This window comes from Mycobacterium sp. (genome assembly GCF_965230835.1).
In the GTDB taxonomy this organism is placed as follows: domain Bacteria; phylum Actinomycetota; class Actinomycetes; order Mycobacteriales; family Mycobacteriaceae; genus Mycobacterium.
Map to the genome: position 1 here is coordinate 4,007,456 of NZ_CBDDLW010000002.1, position 20,980 is coordinate 4,028,435.

At 62.2% G+C, this 20,980-nt stretch carries 5 protein-coding genes and 1 pseudogene; 1 reads left to right on the plus strand and 5 read right to left on the minus strand.

The genetic code is table 11. The features are described from left to right. Positions 1-81: 81 nt before the first annotated feature. Positions 82-1,356, minus strand: coding sequence for an IS256 family transposase (locus ACO07W_RS18645; protein ID WP_421840071.1), 1,275 nt, complete (start codon positions 1,354-1,356; stop codon positions 82-84). Between the two features lie 236 nt (positions 1,357-1,592). Further along, complete coding sequence (locus tag ACO07W_RS18650; RefSeq protein WP_421846183.1) at positions 1,593-1,856, minus strand: hypothetical protein; 264 nt, start codon at positions 1,854-1,856, stop codon at positions 1,593-1,595. On the opposite strand from ACO07W_RS18650, the pseudogene ACO07W_RS18655 reads away from it, so the two are divergent. Continuing rightward, positions 1,817-1,987 (plus strand): annotated as a pseudogene (locus tag ACO07W_RS18655) (IS256 family transposase); the annotation flags it as partial. The gene ACO07W_RS18650 and the pseudogene ACO07W_RS18655 sit on opposite strands and share 40 nt — an antisense overlap. Before the next feature lie 88 nt (positions 1,988-2,075). Here ACO07W_RS18655 and ACO07W_RS18660 read toward each other — a convergent pair. From ACO07W_RS18660 to ACO07W_RS18670, 3 genes are read right to left on the minus strand one after another with little or no spacing between them, the layout of a single operon-like run. After that, complete coding sequence (locus ACO07W_RS18660; RefSeq protein ID WP_421846098.1) at positions 2,076-10,664, minus strand: SDR family NAD(P)-dependent oxidoreductase; 8,589 nt, start codon at positions 10,662-10,664, stop codon at positions 2,076-2,078. Next, positions 10,559-19,624, minus strand: coding sequence for an amino acid adenylation domain-containing protein (locus tag ACO07W_RS18665; protein WP_421845172.1), 9,066 nt, complete (start codon positions 19,622-19,624; stop codon positions 10,559-10,561). Before ACO07W_RS18665 ends, ACO07W_RS18660 begins: the two co-directional genes overlap by 106 nt. Then, positions 19,621-20,976 (minus strand): PfaD family polyunsaturated fatty acid/polyketide biosynthesis protein, encoded by a 1,356-nt coding sequence (locus ACO07W_RS18670; protein WP_421845173.1) that lies wholly within the window; start codon positions 20,974-20,976, stop codon positions 19,621-19,623. The genes ACO07W_RS18665 and ACO07W_RS18670 overlap by 4 nt, the downstream gene beginning before the upstream one ends. Positions 20,977-20,980: the final 4 nt, after the last annotated feature.

The following is a 20,980-nucleotide window of genomic DNA, read 5'->3' on the forward strand; positions in this document are numbered from 1 at the left end:
CAATCTGGCAAACCGATCGGAGTTCAGGTGGCGTCTTAGGACTGGTGTAAAAACGCTGGGCGCATGTTCCTGGTGGTCATGTTACGCGGCGGTGGTGTCGGTCGTGGTTGTTGTGGTGGGGGGATGCAGTGGGCGGGGTGGCTCGAGCAGTTGGTGGCGTAGTTCTTGGAGGTGGCGGCTGGTCGCTGATGTTTGGGTGACTCCGCGCCAGCCGCGGCTGGCGCGGTCGAGGACGGCCCATACCAGCGACAGACAGCTGGTTTCGCCGGGTAGGCGGCCGATGACCTTGACCCGGCGACGGGATTCTCCGAAGGTGCGTTCGATGAGGTTGGAATGGCGGATGCGTGTCCAGTGTTGGCGGGGGAAGCGCAAATGCACGCTCAGCGAGGCGAAGTCGTTGGCCAGGCAAGCGACCGCGGCTGGGTAGAGCCCGCGGTATGTGGTGGTGAACTCCTCGGCGCGGCGGGTGGCTTCATCCACGGCCTGCTGGCCGGGTGGCTGGTCAATGTCATCGAAGATCGACCAGAACGCGGCTTTGATCTCGTCCTGGACCGCGACAGGTGTCTTGGCGATGACGTTACGGCAGCGATGGATCAGACACCGCTGACGCAGGCTTGCCGGAAACGTGGTCTCCCATGCGGCGATCAGGCCCGGCGCCCCGTCGGAGATGCCCAGTAGCGGCGGGCGTAGTCCCCGGTTCCTCAGGTCAGCCAAGAAGTCGGCCCACGCATCAGCCGACTCCGCTGCGGCTGGGGCCAGCCCAATAAACAGGGGCTTGCCGTCGGTGCAGATGCCCCAGGCGGCCAGCACCGGCTCGGCCGGGGCGTTGGGATGCATCCGAAAGTTCGAGGCATCCAAGAACAGGTAGTCCAACACCAGCTCATCAAGGCGTCGAGACGACCACGCAGCGAACTCGTCTTTGATGGCCGCACAAATCCGGCTCACCGTCGAGCGCGACAACGCCGCCTGCGAGCCCAGCACCTCGGCCAACGCGGCCTCGATGTCGCGATCCGACAAACCGCGCACCCATCCCGAAATCACCAACGCCTCCAGAGCGTGGGTGCGCGTCACCCCGGCACCGAATAGCCGCGAACAGAACCGCTCGTCGGTGTCGCGTAGTTTCGGGCGGCATAATTCGACCGAGCCCATCGTGGTCTTCACCGTCGCCGGCGGTTGATACCCATTGCGGTACCCGCCCGGGCCGTCCTGAACCCGACGCTGGTGACGGGCTCGGCCCAACACTGCTTCTACCTCGGCCTCCACGGCGACCTGAAACACCAGACGCACCGATAACCGCCCGACCTCCTCCAAAATCTCGGTCAACGGCCGCTCGGTCGCGGCGAACAACTGATCCATCTCAACACGCACACGCTCAATCGGCGATACTCGCTTGGTCACGGGCGTAGCCCCTCCTTCATAGCTTTCGTCGGTTGCGACGGAACCTACGCCCGTGACCATTTACACCAGCGATGAGACGCGACCAACTGTGAATCTCGGGGATTTAAGCCTCCTGCAGATAGTTAGGTCTTCTGGATTTCTTGACGATACGGTTTAGACAAGAAGCCCAACGGGAAAAGGCCTCGCCTATGCCGCTATTCTGCCACCCGCACTGTTCTTATCGAAACTGCGCTGCAGGTAAAGCCTATGTTGCGGTGGCTGATGTGTTGTCCGGCGTATGCGGCGTAAAGGTCTCTGCCGAGAAACGGCACGCAGCGGAACGGGCCGTCGGGGAGGTCGGCACTGGCGGCGGTCTCTTTCTTTCGCTTCAAGACGGTCGGCATGGTGTCGACGTCGTCAGGCTTGCACATCGAGCGGCATTGACGCTGGGTCGCCCGACGCTGCGTTTCAGTACCCACTACGCCACCACCTGGTGGCCGCCACACCTCAGTTCTCCTGTCCGTGGGGGCGCAACCTGCTGCACTCGGTGTTCGACCAACCCGACGCGAAATCGTTTTCTGCCCAATACGACCGGATCATCGATGCACTCAGACTCAGCCAGCCGGACCGCGTTGACCCGGTGCTAGCACGCGTCATCACTGCGACTCCGTATAGCGCTCGACGCCGACCGACGATGACTAAAGGCGTAGCGATTCCAACAATTTGTCAACCGCAGCTTCGTTTTCCAAAGCTCCGTCTGCCACACGATTTAGCAGGAACAGGACATCGTCGGGGGGATCGGACACCCGTGACTTCACTGTCGAAGACCGCGGAGACTGCGAGTAGGCCTCGTCGATGTGACCCGCGAGTGCATCCGGGCTCGGATAGTTATACAGGTCCAAGCTTGTCAGCGGTGTGGCCGGCGACTCGCCAAGACGCAGGTTGATTAGTCGCGCGATCTCGATGGCGGTAAGCGAATCCATCCCCAGATCCAAGAACATTGCGTCGCGGCGTATCCGCTCCAGGGGCACCTGCAGAGTTTCCGCAAGGGCCGATTTGATGACGACGTGCAGCTCTTCCGAACTGCGCGCGGGGCTTCCTTGGACGTCGCTGGCGGCCGGTCCCCTTGCGTCAGTGTTAGCAGCACGACGGGCGATAAAGATGCGTTCGAAGGACTGGGCAGATTGAATTTCGAAGCCGGCCTCGCCGAGCAGAGATTCCCACGTGGTTCGCGATGCGAGAGCGGAATGTGGGTAGCGACGGTCGGTGTCCTCGGCGGACCACCAGCCGGGGAGAAGCCCGAAAGTAAGCGCCAAGAAGTCGTTGGGCTCGATGGCCTCGTTCAACAGCAACCAGCCGCCCGGCCTCAGGAGCGCGCGCACTCGGCCGAGTGTTGCGGACAGGTCGCGAGTAGCATGCAGGACGTTGGTGGCAACCACCAGATCGAATTCGCTGTTGGCGAATTGCTGGCTCTCAGGACTGCGTTCGATGTCGAGAAGAGCGAACCGCAACTCGGCGCCGGCAGCATCGAAGCGTGCTTGGCCCCGGCGCAAGAAGGCCGGCGAAACGTCGGTATAGGTGTATTCGAAGGGTTCGTCCGACCGGTGCAGCGCCGCCAGGACCGCCGCCGTGGTGGCGCCGGTGCCAGCTCCGATCTCAAGGATGCGACATGGGCGGCTTCGATCGTCTCGTTCTACGAGATAGCGTGCCGCAGCTTCGGCAATCGCCATGCTATATCGGTCGTTGATCGGATCGCCTTGGTACATGGCGTCCACCGACTCCGCGTTGGCATCGCTGAATAAGACGTCCACCGCGGATGTTTCGCCGCTCAAGATCGCGGGTAGGGCATCCAGACACGCACGCAGGAGCCGAGCGTGCTGGGGCAATCCGAAGTCTTCCCAGCTGGGAAGCTGGGCGACGTCAGCGATCTGAATCCAGCCACTATCTCCACGCTCGATCAGGGCCGCGCGGGTTAGGACGTCCAACAAAGACTGGGCAATCTTGATTCCCAGGTTGCGCGCGCCTACCTGGCGTAGCAGGTCGGCCAGCGAGAGTGCTTTCGTGGTACTGAGTTTCGCGCCCGCTCGGTGTAGGGCTGCCAGGAGATGCAGCCTGCCAAGCTGTTCTAGCCTACGCACCCGCGAGGAGAAGTCTTGGGCTTCGCCAACCTCGACGCACCCCAGGCGTTCCAGTGCATCTCGGTTGGCCTTGACGGCAAGAACTTGTTCTTCGTCGCCGGACAGTACGGCCTCGATGACCTCCATTCCCTCGTCAACCTCGATGGATTGCAGGCCTTTGTGCGTCAGCTTTTCTTCGTAGAAGCCACCGGACACGGCTCCGACCGAGCCCCAATACCCCCAGTTGACGATGCGCGCCGGTAAGCCGGACGAGTTACGCAGGGCATGTGCGAAGGAGTCTTGAAACGTCGAGGCCGCAGAGTAGTTACTTTGACCAGCATCGCCGGCAAACGACTCAGCCGAACCGTAAAAGAGCAAGAAGTCAAGCGGTTCGGTGGCGAGGGCGCGAGCGAACTCGAAACTGGTCAAAGCCTTGCTGTCTAGCACACGCCTAAGGCATTGCTCGTCCATCCGATCGATGGTGCGATCTTCGAGCACAAGTGCCGAATGGATGGCGCCCCGAATGGGGCCAAATCGACTGCGGGCGTTGCCGATAGCCTCCACGAGCGACGCTTGGTTGGTGGCATCGGCACGAATGTATTGAATCGCACCACCATTGGCGATCGCGGAGTCTATTCGGTGCGCGAGGTTCGCGTCGGCTTCGCGGCGGCCCAGCAGGGTGACGCGTGCGTGCGCGTTACGGCACAGGTGCGCAGCGGTTTCGAAGCCAATGCCGCCGCCTCCACCGAGAATCAGATAATGGGCACCGTCACGCCAGGGCGACGATTTTGTGCTGGCCGGCTTAACCGGTTCGATCACGCAGACTTCACGCCGATTCCAATAACGCCGGATCGGACGACTGTCTTGAGCGGCCAATTCGGCGGCGGCGGCGTCCAGCAGGTGTTGCGGTTCGCGAAGCAGCGCCGGGCAGGTAGCAAAGCAGCAGACCTGCCACTCTGAGAATTCGCGTCGCAACGATCGGACAAATCCGTCCAGGGCCGCGAACGCCGCCGAAGGCGCCAGGCCGGGCTCATCGGCAAGCACCTGCGTTATCACAGCGAGCTCTACGGAACGCGGTCCATGTGCGCGCAGCATCTTGACGAGGCGAAATAGCGAGACAATTCCGGATTCTTGAACTCGTTCGAATGCTGCCGAGTCGAGTGGATCCGGAGGGACCGGGCCAACCCCGACCACAAAGAAGATACGACTCGTTTCGGCAAGGCTATCGGCGAGTTGGCGCTCCAGCTGGCCCGGATCCTGCGGATCTATGACGCATGCCTGGAATTCCGACGGCCAGAGATTCACAGGAACTTCTCGAGTGGCGACCACCAACGATTTGCCCCGGGCGGGAGTTCGTGGACAGGCCGATAGTGGTTGGTCGCGCCAGCGCGGCGCGTAAACCCAATCCAGCGCCCGGGGCGCAGCGGCCCGCGGATCGTGCCCGCATGGAATCCAGTAGCGCTCGCGCGCATACGGATACGTCGGGGCGGGAATCCAGCGACGTTGCGAGTCACCGTAGAGCCGGGCCCAGTCCACCCGCTCGCCGTTGAGCCAGTAGCGAGCGACTACGGGCAGATCACGATGCCCCAGTGCATCTTCGAGTGATGCCGGAGGCGCCGGCGGAGGTCCCGATGGGATCGGCGCATTACCAAGATTGGCAATCAGCTCGGCAACAGTCGAAGCCGTTACCGCGATGCGCTCCTCGTAGACCTCGCGACCGGCCTGCAACGTCCAAGCGAGATCAGCGAGTGGTGTCTCCGGGTGGCGCTCAAGAAAGGCGATCAGACGATCACGACTGGCCATGAGGCGGTCAGGCCGGCGTGCAGAAAGCACAAACAGGTGCAGCGCCCCGGTGTCCGCCGGTCTGGGCGCAAGTGCCGGTGGCTCGTCGAGAATCACGTGCGCGTTTGCGCCACCAGCGCCGAACGAACTGACACAACTGCGACGTGGGCCCGGCCACGGCGTTCGCGCCTGCACCAAATCGAAGGGCGAAGTATCCCAATCGATCAGCGGGTTGGGCGGGTTGGCGTGGAGAGTTGGGGCGAGCACACGATTCCGGATCTGCAAAATGGTCTTCGTTAGTGCGAGGATGCCTGCGGCCGATTCGAGATGGCCAAAGTTGGACTTGGCCGAGCCGATCGCGATTGGGCGGGAATGTTTACCGAAAACCTGAGTCAATCCTGCAATTTCAATGGGATCGCCGAGCGCCGTGCCGGTTCCATGGGCCTCAACGTATGTGATGGTTGCAGGATCCAAACCCGCCTGGCCGATTGCGCGCCCGACCACGCTTGCCTGCGCATTGGGGTTGGGAACCGTGTATCCGGCGGTACGGCCTCCGGAGTTTATCGCCGAGCCAACGATGACGGCCCAGATGGTATCCCCGTCGGCGACAGCGTGGGACATAGGTTTTAAAACCACCGCCCCCACACCCTCGCCGACGGCAAACCCGTCGGCGTTGGCGCCGAACGCGCGGCAGCGATCAGTAGCGGACAGCATCCCGGCGCCGGAGAGTTCTTCGAGGTGATGCGGATGGAGGATGAGGTTGACACCGCCGGCAACTGCCACGCGGCACTCACCGCGGCGCAGGCTCTCGCAAGCGAGATGGACGGCCGAAAGCGAGCTGGAGCAGGCGGTGTCCACGGCGAGGGAAGGTCCCTCAAGATTAAGTGCGAACGAGACGCGGTTGGCGATCGACCAGTGGGCTGAATGCGCGGTTGTATCGATTCCGTCGACGGCCGCGTCAGCGCCGAGGCGCTCGTAGTCGGAGTTCATGACGCCAACGAAGACACCGACCTGGTGAGCATTGGTCGCCAGCCGCTGTTGGGTGTATCCAGCTGACTCCAGGGCAGCTGCCGCCGTCTCGAGGAAGACCCGCTGCTGCGGGTCCATACCTACGGCTTCTCGTGGCGAGATCCCGAAATGCAAAGGATCGAAGCAATCAACATTGTCGAGATACCCGGCCTCGCGGTGATGTGCCGTGGACGCACGCAGGCCGGTGGAGTTCTGCCAGAGCCAGCGGTCGTCGGGCACGGCCCGTACCGCATCGCGACCGGTTTCGAGGTTCTCCCAGAGGCTGTGGACATCGTCAGAGAGTGGATAGCGCCCTTCCACGCCGACAATGGCAATCTCACCGACCGGGTCGGACTGGGTTCTGGCGGAATGGGTTTCAGCGCTCGGCGCTGGGGCCGGTGCGGAAGCGCCAGCCCGCGCGAGCAGGCTATCCAGCGTCGCTGCGTGTTCACGCTCGAAGTACTCCGCCAGCTTGGTGACGCTGTTGTTCTCAAATAGCAGCGTCACGGGGAGCCGCCCCAGGTCTTTCTCGAAAGCCCGATTGATTTCAAGCACGACGAGAGAGTCGACTCCATAGCTGGCAAAGCTGATCTCATCTTCGATCCGCTCCGGCTCGATTTTGAGAACTCTCGCCAACACGGCGCGAACATAGTCGCGGGAACCAGGCGGCAATGAGGGCTGGCATTCCGCGGCTGCCGACGCGATGATGATCGACTGACCCGACTCGCCATAGAAGGCAGCGCCTGCTGTCCACTCTTCAGCTTCTTCGAATCCAGCCGCATCGAGACATGCCAGCCAACCGGTCGATGTCAGCAACGGAGAGTGCGCAAGTCGACCCGGCCCGGCCGCCTGCCACCAGTCGGCTGTGAGACCGAAGGTGACGATTGCGAACTCGTCGGCCGACGTAGCTTCGTTCAAGATAATCAGGCCACCGGGGCGGACCAGCTCTCTCAGGTTTGCCAGTGCAGCGGTGCAGTCGGTCGCGACGTGAAGTGCGTTGGTCCCGAAGACAATGTCAAATTGGCCGGCAAGGGCCTGCTCCGCTGCGGGCCGAGTGACGTCGAACTGTGCGAATTCGCATACTGTGAACGTCTGACGTGCTGCATTTACCAATGTTGGCGAGATATCGGTAAAGAGATAGCGAGGGTGGCGTTGGCCGCATGCGGCGAATTCTTCTAGGACAACGCGGGTCGTAGCACCGGTACCGGCCCCGAATTCCAGCACGCTTTTGGGTCCGGCGGCGACGATGAGACGGGCGAGAGCTGCGTTGGTAGCGATGGCTGTCGCGCTTGAGGCGTAAATTTCCTTGATCGCATCGGTATGGTCACCGAAGAGAACAGCAGTAGCGAGCTGTTCGCCACGCAGCACCGCGGGCATTTCGGCAGCACAGTGGTCGAGTAGATCGAAGCGTCTGGCCAACTTGGGGTGCTGGCGCCGCAGCGTCGTCGTACTAGCCTCCCGGGCGCTCCCCGCGACCGCAGCAAGTGCGTCCAACATCGGCTGATACAGCGGCCGCACGTCGTTGCGGGCAGGTAGCTGGATTGCACCGCACAGGGCTGCGGCATAGCGGTTGAGTGCCGCACGCTCGGCAACGGCTCTGGTCCATTGCTCGGGGGTCAGCATCGGAAGTTTGGTCGCCGCAACAGCACGGCGTAGCTCTCCTTCGGGCTCGGGCTTGGTTACGCTGCGCAGCGCCAGCCCGTTGGCGGTCAGCGCGAGTCTGCCGGTATCGCGATCGATAGCTTCGACGTCGAAACGAGATGCCGCCGTCCGCTGGGCACGCACCTCGATTCGGGCGGGCCACGGCGGCACCACCGCGAAACGATCGATCGACGCCGGGCGCAGTCCCTCGCCATCTGTTGGCACCAGCGCTCCCACTACCTGCAGAGCGGAATCGACGGCGCCGGCAGACGGCGTTGCTGTTTCAGCTCCCACGGCAAGCCAGGCGCTGGCGCGGTCATTTTCGGTCGCGATGAACTCGATACTTCGGAAGGCCCCACGGTAGTCGACGCCGCGTTGCTTCATTAGCTCGTAGAAGTCGGTTGCGGGCTGTGGTGTCGTTCTCACCGGAGCCAGGCGCGCCCGTACAGGGCCAACGTCTTGGATGCGGCCTTCCGCGTACAAAGTTTCGTCGGGCCCTAGCACCGTGAACCGGGTACTGCTTTGTTCGATGCGCAACGTAGTTCCGGTCGGCGGGTTGTGTATCGGGCGCAGCCAGACCAGGTCTGTCAGTTCACGCGCGCGCGGCTGCATCGATTCAAGCGCGGCGAGTAGTACGGCTGAACCAGGAATCGTAGGCTTGCCGTCGACGAAGTGCCCGCTCGTCGCCGGGTCGGTGGCGGGAATGTGCTTGTGCCAAGACGTTGGCGCGGTGGAACGAGCAGGCGCCTGCGCTACCGAAATTTCCGCGCCCCAACACCGGTCGCGCTCAAATGGATAAGTAGGCAACGGAATACGGTGTCCGCTGTGTTCGGGGAACAGCTGTCCTAATGGCAGGTCTGCGCCCTGCAAATAGAGGTCACGCATCGCGGACAGGGTGGGCGGCCCGTCTCCACCATGGAGCGAGGGCAGCTGGTTACCGTTGGTCGGCAAGCCACGCGTCGCAGGCGTCGATGGCGGGTTCCAGGTGTGTAGCTGATTTCGGAGGTTCTCCACAGAATCCGCGACAAATGCTGTGCGCCAAGAAAAGTGCGTGCGGCCGCGGGCCAGCGTGAACGCTATGTCTTCAAGTTCGTCACCATGGTGCGGCGGGCCAAGATATCGAGCCAAATCGGCCACTCGGCGCTCAAGTGCACCCTTGGTTTGAGCCGAGAGCAGGATGAGCTGCTCCATAACCGGCTGGACACGCATGCGTGTTCGGGTCGGGGGTTCCTGCATTACCAAGTGGGCGTTAGTACCGCTGAAGCCGAACGAGCTCAACGCCGCTCGGCGGGGTTCGCTGCCGGACGCTGGCCAGGGACGTAGTTCCCGGTTTACAAAGAACGGCGACGCCGCGAAATCGATATGCTCATTTTCGACGTCGCAGTGCAACGTGGGCGGAATCTTGCCCCGGTTGACAGCACCGGCCAGCTTAAGAAGCCCCGCGACACCAGCAGCCGCAGTGGTGTGACCGATATTCGTCTTGACCGAGCCGACGGCGCAGAATTGCCGCGCATCGGTAGCCGCGCGAAACACCCGGGTAAGGGCTTCTATTTCGATAGGATCGCCGAGTTTGGTTCCAGTGCCATGAGTTTCAACGCATGTGATACTCGCCGGATCGACATCAGCACGACGGTAAACCTGGGACTCGAGCGCGGCTTGCGATTTGGCGCTGGGCGCAGTGAGGCCATTGGTGCGGCCATCCTGGTTGACCCCGGTGCCTAGAATCACTGCGCGGATCGGGTCCCCGCACGCGAGCGCATCGTCGAGACGCTTCAAGACGACGACCCCGACACCTTCGCCAGGCACGAATCCGTCTGCGGACTGATCAAAAGCCTTGCAGCGGCCGTCAGCGGCGAGCATGCCGGCATGGTCCATCTCTTGCCAGGCTTTTTCGCTTAGGTAAAGAGTAACGCCTCCAGCGAGAGCGAGATCGACTTCGCCGCTTAACAATCCGCTGCACGCGAGGTGGATTGCCACCAGCGAGGACGAGCACGCCGTATCGACGGCTAGGGCTGGCCCCTGCAAGTCGAGAAAGAACGCAACCCGGCCGGCCAGGATAGAGTCGGCGGTGCCCAGCATCTCCTGGGCAGGCCGAAGGCCGGGAAGCTGTTCAGCGTAGCGGTCAGAGCCGGTCACGCCCGCGTAGACCCCGACCGCCTGGCCGGACAACGATTCAGGTGCATAGCCTGAATCTTCGATTGCGCGGTAGGTTTCCGACAAGAACAGCCGGTGCTGTGGGTCCATCAACTCCGCATCGGCGGGGGACATGTTGAAGAACAATGGATCGAAGCGGTCAACACCCGCCAAGAAGCCGCCATACCAGGAATTAGACGGCTCAACCGAATTCGTTCGCCGGTCTGCGGGGAGCGGTTCGATAGCACAAACTCCTCGTTCCAGATTGTCCCAGAACTGCTCGAGATCGGGCGCGCCTGGGAACTGGCCCGAATAGCCGATGATGGCAACAGCCCGGGGAGGCTGCGAGACAAAGCTCCGATCTTGCGGACCGGGTGCACGCAGTGGTTCGGCCGACGCCGGCCCGGTCTCCGCTGTCATCGCCTCGCGCGGTGATGCCTCCAGCAGAGCGACAAGATCATCGAGGTTCGGATGGTCGTAGAGAGCTGTGGTGGGCACGGTCACACCGAGCTCGCGCGAAAGTTCGCCGACGAATTCGATCGCGAGGACGGAGTCGAGTCCCAGATCCGAAAACGAATGGGAGGCGGAAAAGAATCCGGGTCGCAGTAGAGCACTCGCGCCAGCATCTGGCGGACCGCAGATTCTAGGTTGCCAGAGCCGTTGGCAGGCGGGGCCGCCACAGTTTCATGGGGTTGGGATCCTTGCCTCAGGAATGTGGCCAAAGCTTGCAGGTTTGGGTGGTCGTAGAGGTCGGTAGCCTGCACCCGACGGCCGTAGCCAGTGGAGATGTTTCTCGCAAACTCGATCGCCAAGATGGAGTCGACACCGAGATCGAGAAGACTGCGCGACGGGTCCAACGCGTCGACCGGCATGTAGAGGACTGCGGCCAAGTCAGCGCGGAGTCGGTCCAGCAACGATGACGGTTGCACCGCCGGAGCGACATTGACGGCGTCCGGTGCGGCCACCGCCGGTTGCGCCGGTTCAACTCCCTGCGCCAAGAACGCGGCCAAAGCTTGCAGATTCGGGTGGTCGTAGAGGTCGGCAGCCTGCACCGGCTGATCCACTGTTGCGGAGACACTGCGTGCGAACTCCACTGCCAGAATCGAGTCAACGCCCAGGTCGGCGAAACTGCGCGACGTGTCGAGCGCTTCCGCTTGGGTGAACAGCACTGCGGCCAGCTCGCTGCGAAGCCTGGGCAATAACTCCGCTGGCTCAACGACCGAATGCGCTGGCGCCGCGGACGCACCGGTCGTGGGGACCGCGGGCGCAGGTGGCGGGTTTAGTTCGGTACGGCGCAGACGCACTTTGGGGGATCCTTCGGCGGGCGAATTGATAGCCGCCGCCAGCCCGGAACGTGTCCGCCCTTCCGGTGCAGGCCCATCCAGCCAGAAGCGGTCCCTTTTGAAGGGGTGGCCGGGCAAGTCGATGCGCCGAGCGCCCGGGACATCAGGCCAGCTGACGGGGTCGCCCGACAACCAGCGTTTCGCGGTGGATTCCAGTTCGACGTCAGCTGCCCGACCAACTAGATCGCTGGGAAGCCTGTCTGAACCGATTGAGCGCAAGGCGCCGATCAAACTCGCGTGTTCCGCCGCGACGAATACGACTCGATGCTCGAGCCAAGCATGTCCCTGCTGCAACGTAAACGCGACATCGGCCAGGTGAGCCTCCGCATGGCGTTCGAGCCAGGAAGCCAAGGATTCACAACGCTCACCCACCCGCGCGGTATCGGACGCTGAAATCGGAAATAGCAACGGGCCTATGAAGTCTGGGGATGAATCGAGGATTGGCGGCATCTCGACCACCAGGTGAGCGTTTGACCCACCGAATCCGAACGAGCTGACGCCGGCACGCAGCGTCGTCTTCGTGTCTGCGACGTCCCAGGCTTCCTCATGTGTCACGAGCCGGAACGGGCTGCCATCGAGCTGGATCATCGGATTCTGCCGACGCCAGTGCAGCAGCCTCGGCAACCGCCGATATCGCATCGCCAGCAGGACTTTGATCAACCCCGCGGCACCGGCGGCTGCCTCAAGATGCCCAAATTGCGTCTTCAGCGAGCCAACGCCACAGCTTGCACTGGCCGGCGGAGGCACGCCCAACTCCCCACAGCGACGCGTGAATGCGTTCTTCAGGCCATTGATTTCGATGGGGTCGCCCAGCGCCGTGCCCGTTCCGTGGGCTTCGATATAGCCGATCGAACGGGGATCCACCGCGGCTCGGCGCTGCGCTTCAGCGATCACCTCCGCCTGCGCTCCTACACTCGGCGCGGTCAGTGAATTGGTGCGGCCGCCGTGATTCTCCGCGGAGCCCAGAATGACGCCGTGAACCTGGTCGCCGTCGAGCACTGCGTCGCTTAAGGGCCGCAGTAGAACGACCGCCGCACCTTCCCCACGCACATAGCCATCGGCCGATGCGTCGAAGCTCTTGCATCGCCCATCCAAGCTCAGCATGTTGGTCGCCGTTAGGGCCGAATGCGCTGCGCCGCTGAGAATCACACTAACTCCGCCGGCGATGGCGGCAGTACATTCGCCAGACCGGAGAGCCGCGGCAGCGCGGTGGATTGCCACCAGAGAACTGGAGCAGGCCGAGTCGATCGTTGCGCTTGGACCGTGTAGGTCATACAAGTACGAGATGCGATTGGCGAGCGCCGCGTGTGACGAGCCGGACAGTGCATGCGGTTCCGCCGTTTGACCCGATCGGAAAAGGAAATCGTAATAGTCCGCGCCCGAGGCCCCGATGAACACGCCGCATTTGGTCTGCGCGAAGTTAGCGGGAGCGTGACCAGCATTCTCGAAGAGCCGCCAAACGCAGCGCAACAGGAGGCGTTGTTGCGGATCCATCTGTTCGGCTTCGCGAGCGGAGATGGTGAACAGCGCAGGGTCGAACTCCGCGATCGATCCGACGAAGCTTCCGTGACTTGACGATGCGTTCGGCCACCGCCCCTCCGGTGTTGCCGTAATCATGTCGTCGCCGGACACGAGGTGCTGCCAAAATTCCTCCAGGGTTTCCGACCCGGCGAAGATGCCGCTCATTCCGACTACTGCGATGGGATCGGTTGAGCCTGCCGCTTCGTCTTTGAGCCGCGACGCAGAACTGCCCAGCGCGCCGGAGGGTACCTCGAAGTGCGCCTCCAGCGCTGCAAGCGTTGTGAACTCATAGAACAGCGGCGGCTCAACAGGTCTGCCGAGGCGGCTGGTCAGCAGCGCTGCGATCTTGGTGAAGCGGATGGAGTCCAGGCCGTACTCTCCCAGGTGACGGTCGGGGTGAATCGCACTGGAATCTAGGCCGATGACTTCTGCTATGGAATTCCGCAGAACATCGCGGGGCGTTGACAGCGAATGACCTCGGGTATCGGAACGGATGTCCCGCATCGGCGAATCGACCAGAAGCGACTCCAGCGCGCGGCGGTCAAGCTTGTTGTTCGGCGTGAGCGGCAACTCATCCACATCCACAAAGCGAGAGGGGATCATGGCGGCGGGTAGCCATCTCGCCAGATCAGCGCGAGGATCCCAACCGCTGCCGCACGGGTCACGTCGTACGAACGCGACGAGCTGGTCGTGTGCACCTCCGTTGCGTTCGAGGATTACTGCCGCGTCGCGGACCTCGTTCAGCCGTGTCAGGGCGGATTCAATCTCACCGATCTCTATCCGCATGCCGCGGAGTTTGATCTGATCGTCAGCCCGGCCGACATGCACAAGAGCGTTCTCGTCATTCCATTGTGCGAGGTCGCCGGTCCGATACATCTTTCCATCGCTGAACGGGTTGTCGATAAAGCGTTCTGCTGTCAGTTCTGGACGGTTGTGATAGCCGACCGCAAGGCATTCGCCGGCCAGAAACAACTCGCCGGTAACCCCACGCTGGACCCGGCGCAGCTCCGCGTCGAGGACGTAGGCCTCGGTGTTGGCGATTGGGCGGCCAATCGTGACAGGTTGGCCTGGTCGGATACGTTGCGCGGTCGCCCAGATTGCAGCCTCCGTCGGGCCGTAGAGATTCCATACTTCGGCCTGCCCGCCGATGCCGAGCAGACGTTCCGCCAAATCTTCGCGTAGAGTGTCCCCACCGCACAGCACCCGCATCCCCGCCCCTGGGCGCCAGTCGGCATCGATCAGCATGCGATATGTGGCCGGCGTCGCCTGAATCGCGGTCACAGACCTCGACTCGATCGCGTGCCGCAAGCGAGCTCCGTCCCGGGCCACACCAGCCGTAACGATGTCCACGGTTGCGCCACAAGTCAGCGGCAGAAACAGTTCAAGTGCGGCAATGTCAAACGAGATCGTCGTCAGCGCAAGGAGTCGGTCGTCGGCGCCGAGCGGGACCAGCGCGCGCATGGCGCAAAGGAAGTTGGTAAGCGCACGATGCGGGATCAGCGTCCCCTTCGGGCGGCCGGTAGACCCGGAAGTATAGATTAAATATGCTGTCTCACAGCCGGATTCGTCCGTCGATTCTCGGTACACCGCCTCCCGCAGCACGTCGTCCAAACAGAGGATTTCGGCATTGACCCCGTGTAGGAGATGTAGATGGTTCCGGGCAGCGATGATCACCCCAGCGGCACTGTCGTGCAGGATGAATTGCAGGCGATCAGCCGGAAAACCTGGATCGAGGGGCAGGTAGATGGCCCCCGCTCTGAGAATTCCCAGCAACACGGCCGGTAACTGAGCATCGCGATCCAGCAGAACGCCTACCACGCGCCCCTGGGTTTCGTGGTGCCTGAGCGCGGCGCCAATGCCGCTTGCCAACCGGTCCAGTTCACGATAAGTCAGCGACGAAAGCGCATCCCGCACCGCGATAGCCTCGGGCGTGAGTTCGGCCTGCTCGGCGATCAGCTGGTGCACTGGCGTCTCTAGGCGGAAGAGCGCAGTGGCTCGATGTTGCTCGCTACCAGCGAGCTGGCCCGACGCGACGAGTGCAATGTCGTCCACGCGGGCCAACGGGTCTGAGACCGTCGCGTCCAGCAGATGGATCAATTGGTCTAAGACTTCGCTTGCGGCCGCTTCGGTGTGCTGGGAGGCATCGTATTTGAGCCGGAGTAAACAACCCTCTGTTCCGAAAAAGACTTCGAGCGCTAGCTCGATCTCGCCTTCTTGGGTGATTTCGTGAATCGGTCGTCCAAAAAGCAGGCTCTTGCCAACCTCGGAGTGTGAATCTTGGCTATAGAAGGCCACTTGTGGTGCCGGGCGGTTCTGAACCCTCAGGATTTCAGCGAACGGTAGATCGGAATGCTCGATCGCGGCGGTCAATGCGGCCGCGGTTTCCGTCCAGAGCTCCGCGACAGTAGTTCCGGGTGCAATGTCGATCCGCACCGGCAGCAGGTTCATGAATGGGCCCAGCGTGTCTGCATCACCGCGGGCTGTCCGGCGCGCGGCCGGCACCGTGATCCGCAAGCTTCGCGAACCGGCCCGGCGCCCGGCCAACACCACCCATGCGGTGAGATAGGCCGATGCGGGTGTGATCGAGTGGTGACGGCAACACTCGTGCAGTTGATTCCACCGCGCATAGGCGCGCGCTATCGATGCCCCAGACGGCTGTTTTCCCGAAGGCGGCCGCCGGTCGGCTGGCTCCGCATCGGTGCCGACATGCTTCCAATAATCGCGTTGGCGTTGGGCTTGTTCATCGTCAAGCCAGGCACGTTCGCGTTCGACGAACTGGTCGTAGGGGCGGTCCCGCGGCAATACCGGGGTCTGACCGGCTTGCGCGGCCGCATAAGCCGAATCGATATATTTCAGTAGCAGACGGTGGGTGACACCGTCGAGCACGCGATGATGCAAAATCAGCAGCAGCGCGCGGTCCTCGCCCGCTTTCGTCAACACCACACAGCGGATCGGAATGTCGACCAATTCGATCTTCGATTGTCGACGCAGCTCGTCGATCATGTTCGCGGAGGTCAGCTCGACGACCGGTAGTTCGACCGGCGCCGGTGGCAGAACTGTCTGCCGGGGGTCGCCGCCGGACGCATATACTTCGGTACGAAGAATGGAATACCGATGCACCACCGATTCAATAGCCTTGCGCAAGGCATCCACTGAGACAGCGTCATCGACGCGGTACGCGAATGCGGAATACCACGCTCGGGTGCCGGGATGCAGCTGCTCATGAGTCCACATCAAGCGCTGAATCGACGACAGCGGAAAGTCAGCGGCACCAACCGACGGAACTGCGTGAACCGCGCCGCGCGGGTACAGGAATTGAGCAAGCGCACGCGGGGTTGGATGCTTATATAGCGTGGTGAGTTCAACGTGCAGGTCCAGTTTTTCGCCGAGCTTGAGTGAAAGACTGGTGAGTTGAATGGAGTCGAGCCCGAGTTCGATGAAATTCTTGTCAGCATCGATCGTATCCGGCGAATCACCCAAAAGGTCTGCCACACCCACCGTGACTATGTCTTCGACAGATAATTCGGCACCCGCCAGAGGTGGCTGCGCTGTCGCCTCAGGCCTGTTGATCTCGGCGTTCTCGAGGTAGCGGCGGTCGATTTTCTTGTTGATAGTCAACGGGAGGGCGTCGAGCTCTTGCAATAGCGACGGCAACATATAAGTGGGCAGGTTCCGCGCCAGTTCTGCCATGATTCGCTCGGAAGTGAACTCGCTGCCGCGCTGCATCACCACGAACCCCACGAGACGCCGCTGACCGCTAATGTCGTCGCGAAGCACGACGACGGAATCTTGAACCTCTGGAATAGCGCACATTCGCGATTCGATCTCTTCAAGCTCTATGCGATGGCCACGGAGTTTTACCTGCTGGTCGCGGCGCGTAACGAACTGCATCCGGCCGTCCTCCAGCAGGCGAGCGAGGTCACCGGACCGGTAGAGCAATTCTCCAGAGCCGGGTCGCAAGTGGTCCGGAATGAATTTTTCGCAGTTCACGTCCGGCATGTCGAGATATCCGGGGGATACGCCTGCGCCCGCGATGCAAATTTCGCCCACCTCGCCGGAGCCGACAGGATTGAGGTAGTCGTCGAGAACGTATTGTCGGCAGTTTGCCAGCGGGCGACCTAGATGAATCACATCGCCCGACTCATAAGCATCGCCGCTTGAGACGACTGCTGTTTCGGTGGGTCCGTAGACAGTGAATAGAAAGTCAACACGCTGGCTTAGTCGTTCGGCCAGTTCCGGACTGATCGCTTCCCCTCCGCTGGCCAGCTTCACCGGGACGTGTTTCGACCAGCCTCCGGCCAGCATTAACCGCCAGGTGCCCGGAGTTCCCTGGACAAACGTGATGTCACCACGTTCGATTCGCTCAACCAATAGTTGGCCGTCGCGGATCGTGCTCGACGAGAGCATTTCGAGTGTTCCGCCGTGTGCGAGCGGCAGGAAGAGGTCGAGAATCGACCAATCGAAGCCTATAGAGGAGACGGCCATCAGCCTGTCGGCCGCGGAGAATGAGGTTCGCTCAGCGTAGGCCAGCAAGAGGTTGGTAAGGGAACGGTGCAGAATTGGCACGCCCTTGGGTTTGCCGGAGGTTCCTGACGTGCATATCAGGTAGGCCGGCCGATCTGGAAGTGCTTCGGGGCAGTCGAACACGAACTGTTCGCTGGGAGGCTCCGTGCCGTCGAACGCATAATCGATGATCCACTCGTGGTCGGGTCGGCGAAAAGAGCGATATCGCAACCCGCGCTCCGAAACCAGAAAGGCCGCATGCGTGTGTTGAATGATCTGCTCGATGCGCCTATCGGGGTACGCTGGGTCAAGCGGCAGGTATATCGCGCCTGTCTTGAGCACCGCAATAATCGCAACTACTAGTTCGACAGAGCGGTCGAGAAACACCCCGGCTGGTTCCCCCGGAGCTATGCCATTTATTGACATCTTCTCTGCCCACTGTGCGGCGTGGCCGTTCAGCTCCGCATAGGTGAGCGATTTGCCTTCGAAGGTAACCGCAATCCGGTGAGGGGTGGTGCGCACGTGCTCGAGAAATAAGTCGAGGAAGGTGCGATCGAGAGCGTACGGCGCGGCGCTGTCGTTGAAGCCGTGGACCGCAAGCTGATACTCGTGATCGTTCAGCAAAGCAACGGCACGCACCGGCGAGCCAGGGTTGTGCTGGGTCGCCGCGAGAAATTTGCTGAATTGTTCCGCGATGCGTGCGGCCATGGGGTGTCCGACGCGGTTCGGGCAGTACCACAAGCGAGCCCTGGAGCCCTCGGTTGTGGCCTCAAGATGGAGCGCTGACTCGGTATCGGATTTCGAACCCAGCTCGGTGGTCAGGCCGATGCTGAGGTCGGATGGCGAGCTAGCCGCCTGTGGATACCGCGCGTGGAAGTCGGCAAGCAGCGGACCTTTCCCAATGGTCGCAGCAACAACGTCCCCGGCTGAAATACAGGCGGTATCCAAGGTCTCTTTATCGGAGAAATCAAAGACTGCGGGAGCGGTATTCCCGAAAATTCCTTCATTCGGCGGTAGGATTACCTCGGCGCGATATTTTGGCCCTCCGCCTTTGCGGTGCCAAAAGGCCGCGAAGGCGCCCAACACGAATTCACCATCGCCCGAAATCTCCGGTGGAATGGCGACATCAACAAATGCGGAGGGTTGGCGCGACACATCGCTCTCTTGGTGCGACCACGTGGACCAATCGAATGCGACCACCGACGTGTATGCGGTTAACCGCGACCGCTCGGCGCGCAGAGCACGATCAAACAGTTCCGACAACCGCGCCGAGCGCTCCGACCCCACGGGCGGCAGCACGGTTCCCGCCGGTATTCGCGGTAACGCGGGTAACTCGCGACCCTCCGGGGCAGCGAGGCGGCGCAACTCCAGCGTCCCGGTTCCGGTCGCCACATGTAACGCAGAGCTCGACGATTGCAGGACGGTACCAGGCCTGTGCGCGTTGGCTTCGTCCGCGCCGAGAGCGCAATCCAGCACGATGAGGAACTGGCCGTCCAGGAACACACGGGTGCTGCCGAATGTGTTGGGCTTACCGCCGAAATTTGTCGCTCGACAAAGACGATCGAGCTCCACGGCCGGCAGCGCCCAGTTGATCACCAACGCCTCAGGCGGACGTCGATACCGCGGGTAGAGCGTGCGCAACGAACGATCCTGTTGCTGTCCGGGCGGTTGCTTGCCGGCCTGCCACAGGCTGAGCAGCTCCTCAAAGGCTGCGAACCCTGCTTCGTGACAACGAAGGTTCAGCAAGAAAGCTGTGTCAGCCGGATCGATCGGTACCGTCCGTCTTGCCAGGATCGCGCCCGTATCGACACCGGGTTCCATCCTGTGCCAGGCCACGCCGTGCTCAGATTCGCCGTTTAGAAGCGCCCAGGTTGTGGCGTGCACCCCCGCGTAGCGGGGCAGCGGCCCGTCGTGGTAGTTGACACACCCCAGGCCGGGAACGGCCAAGATCTCAGGGGCGAGAATGGTGTCATTGCCGATGCTGAGCAGCAAGTTCGGGCGCGCCTCGGCCAGGAGGGGTAGCAGGTCAGTTGCGCGTGCGCTGCTGTTTATTGCCACCCCGTGGCTGGCGGCCCACCGTTCTACGTCGCCGGAACTTGTAGTAACCCCCGCGATCGAGTGTCCGCCCCCGAGAAGCGCTTGACCGCATTGGATGAGCAAACCCTGCTCACCGACGAGCCAGCAGCACAGCTTTTTCATCGAGTCATCTCCTCGAAGCGCCGCGAAAGGACCTCAGCGGCGCCGGTCATGAGGAATTCGGCGATGTGGTCTACGTGTCGGTTGCGCCAATCTTCCATCGCTGTGCCCTGCACAATCTGGTTGAAGGCCCCCAGCGCCGGACCGCAGTGAATCTGGTAGTCGGCCTCGCGGCCCGGTTCGCCGCGTAACGCCCATTGGGTCGTGTGGTGAAAATACCAGCGACAAATCATTGCTAACGTCTCCCGCGGTTTCTTCTGAACGCGCATCCATTCAACAGCTGTCGTCCGTGACTGAAGTTCGTCGAGAACTTCGACAATAGGGCGCCGGAAGTAGGTGTTCTCGATTCGGCTGCGCGCGTCATCAGGAATCGCAAACCAGTCTTGATATTGTCGATAAAACTCGTACAATTTCTCGGCTCGTGCCGGAAACAACAGTCCCCGTCGCAACACCTGCATTTTTGCGCCCAACTCAAGCATGTCGCCGGCTGGGCAGATCGCGGTATCCGCTGGCCCGGCCTGCTGCAGGGTCTCCTTGACCTTCTCATGCGTACGAGCTTCGACCGTGCATTGGTTGACCGACCCGGTCATAACGAAATCCGCGCCCAGAACAAAGGCCGCCGCGACCGCTTCCGGCGTCCCCAGACCCCCACCGGCACCAAGGCGGACCTCCCCGGCGGGGGGAAAGTCACGCGCAGCCTTGGCTCGCGCGCTAAGAAATGCGGGCAGGATCACCCCCAGCACACCCTGATCGGTATGGCCACCGGAATCCGCCTCGACGCAGATGTCGTCAGCAACCGCAACTCTCGATGACCACTCGGCCTGCTGTGCCGTTATCCGCCCCTCGCAACGTAATTGACCAACCAGCGCTGGGTCGACGGGCGACAGGAACTGGCTTGCCACCTCCAGCCGCGACGTTTTGCCCAGCACCAGATGCTCGCAACGGATGCTTCCGCCCGTACCCGGCTGCAGCCCGCTGAGCCGGTACGCTGCGAGCGCGGGAGTTACCTGCATAAAAGCTGATGCCTCAACGCGGGTTACGCCATGACGCAGAATCAGTTCTACGATCGCATCCTCTGCGGCTGGATCGTCGAACTGGCTCAACAAGTTCACGCCGTATACACATCCACGCGGCACCAGAGACTTCACTTCACAGAGATCGCGTTCCACCTGTTCGATGGGTAGCCCGCCGTTGCCGAGGTAGGCGAGATACCCGGCTGCGGCCATCCGGGCGACCAGCGCCGGCGAGGCGATGCCCTGATACATCGCACCTGATGCGTAGGCATAACGAGTCTTGTGCGCTGAGCGGAATGCCCTGCTCCCAAGGCGCTCCGCTGAAAGCCTCAGCGTCGACACCACG

Bases quoted from the DNA above. Each gene is read 5' to 3' on its own strand.
- ACO07W_RS18645 (WP_421840071.1), bottom strand. From the start codon at position 1,356: ATGGATCAGTTGTTCGCCGCGACCGAGCGGCCGTTGACCGAGATTTTG.
- ACO07W_RS18665 (WP_421845172.1), bottom strand. From the start codon at position 19,624: ATGAAAAAGCTGTGCTGCTGGCTCGTCGGTGAGCAGGGTTTGCTCATC.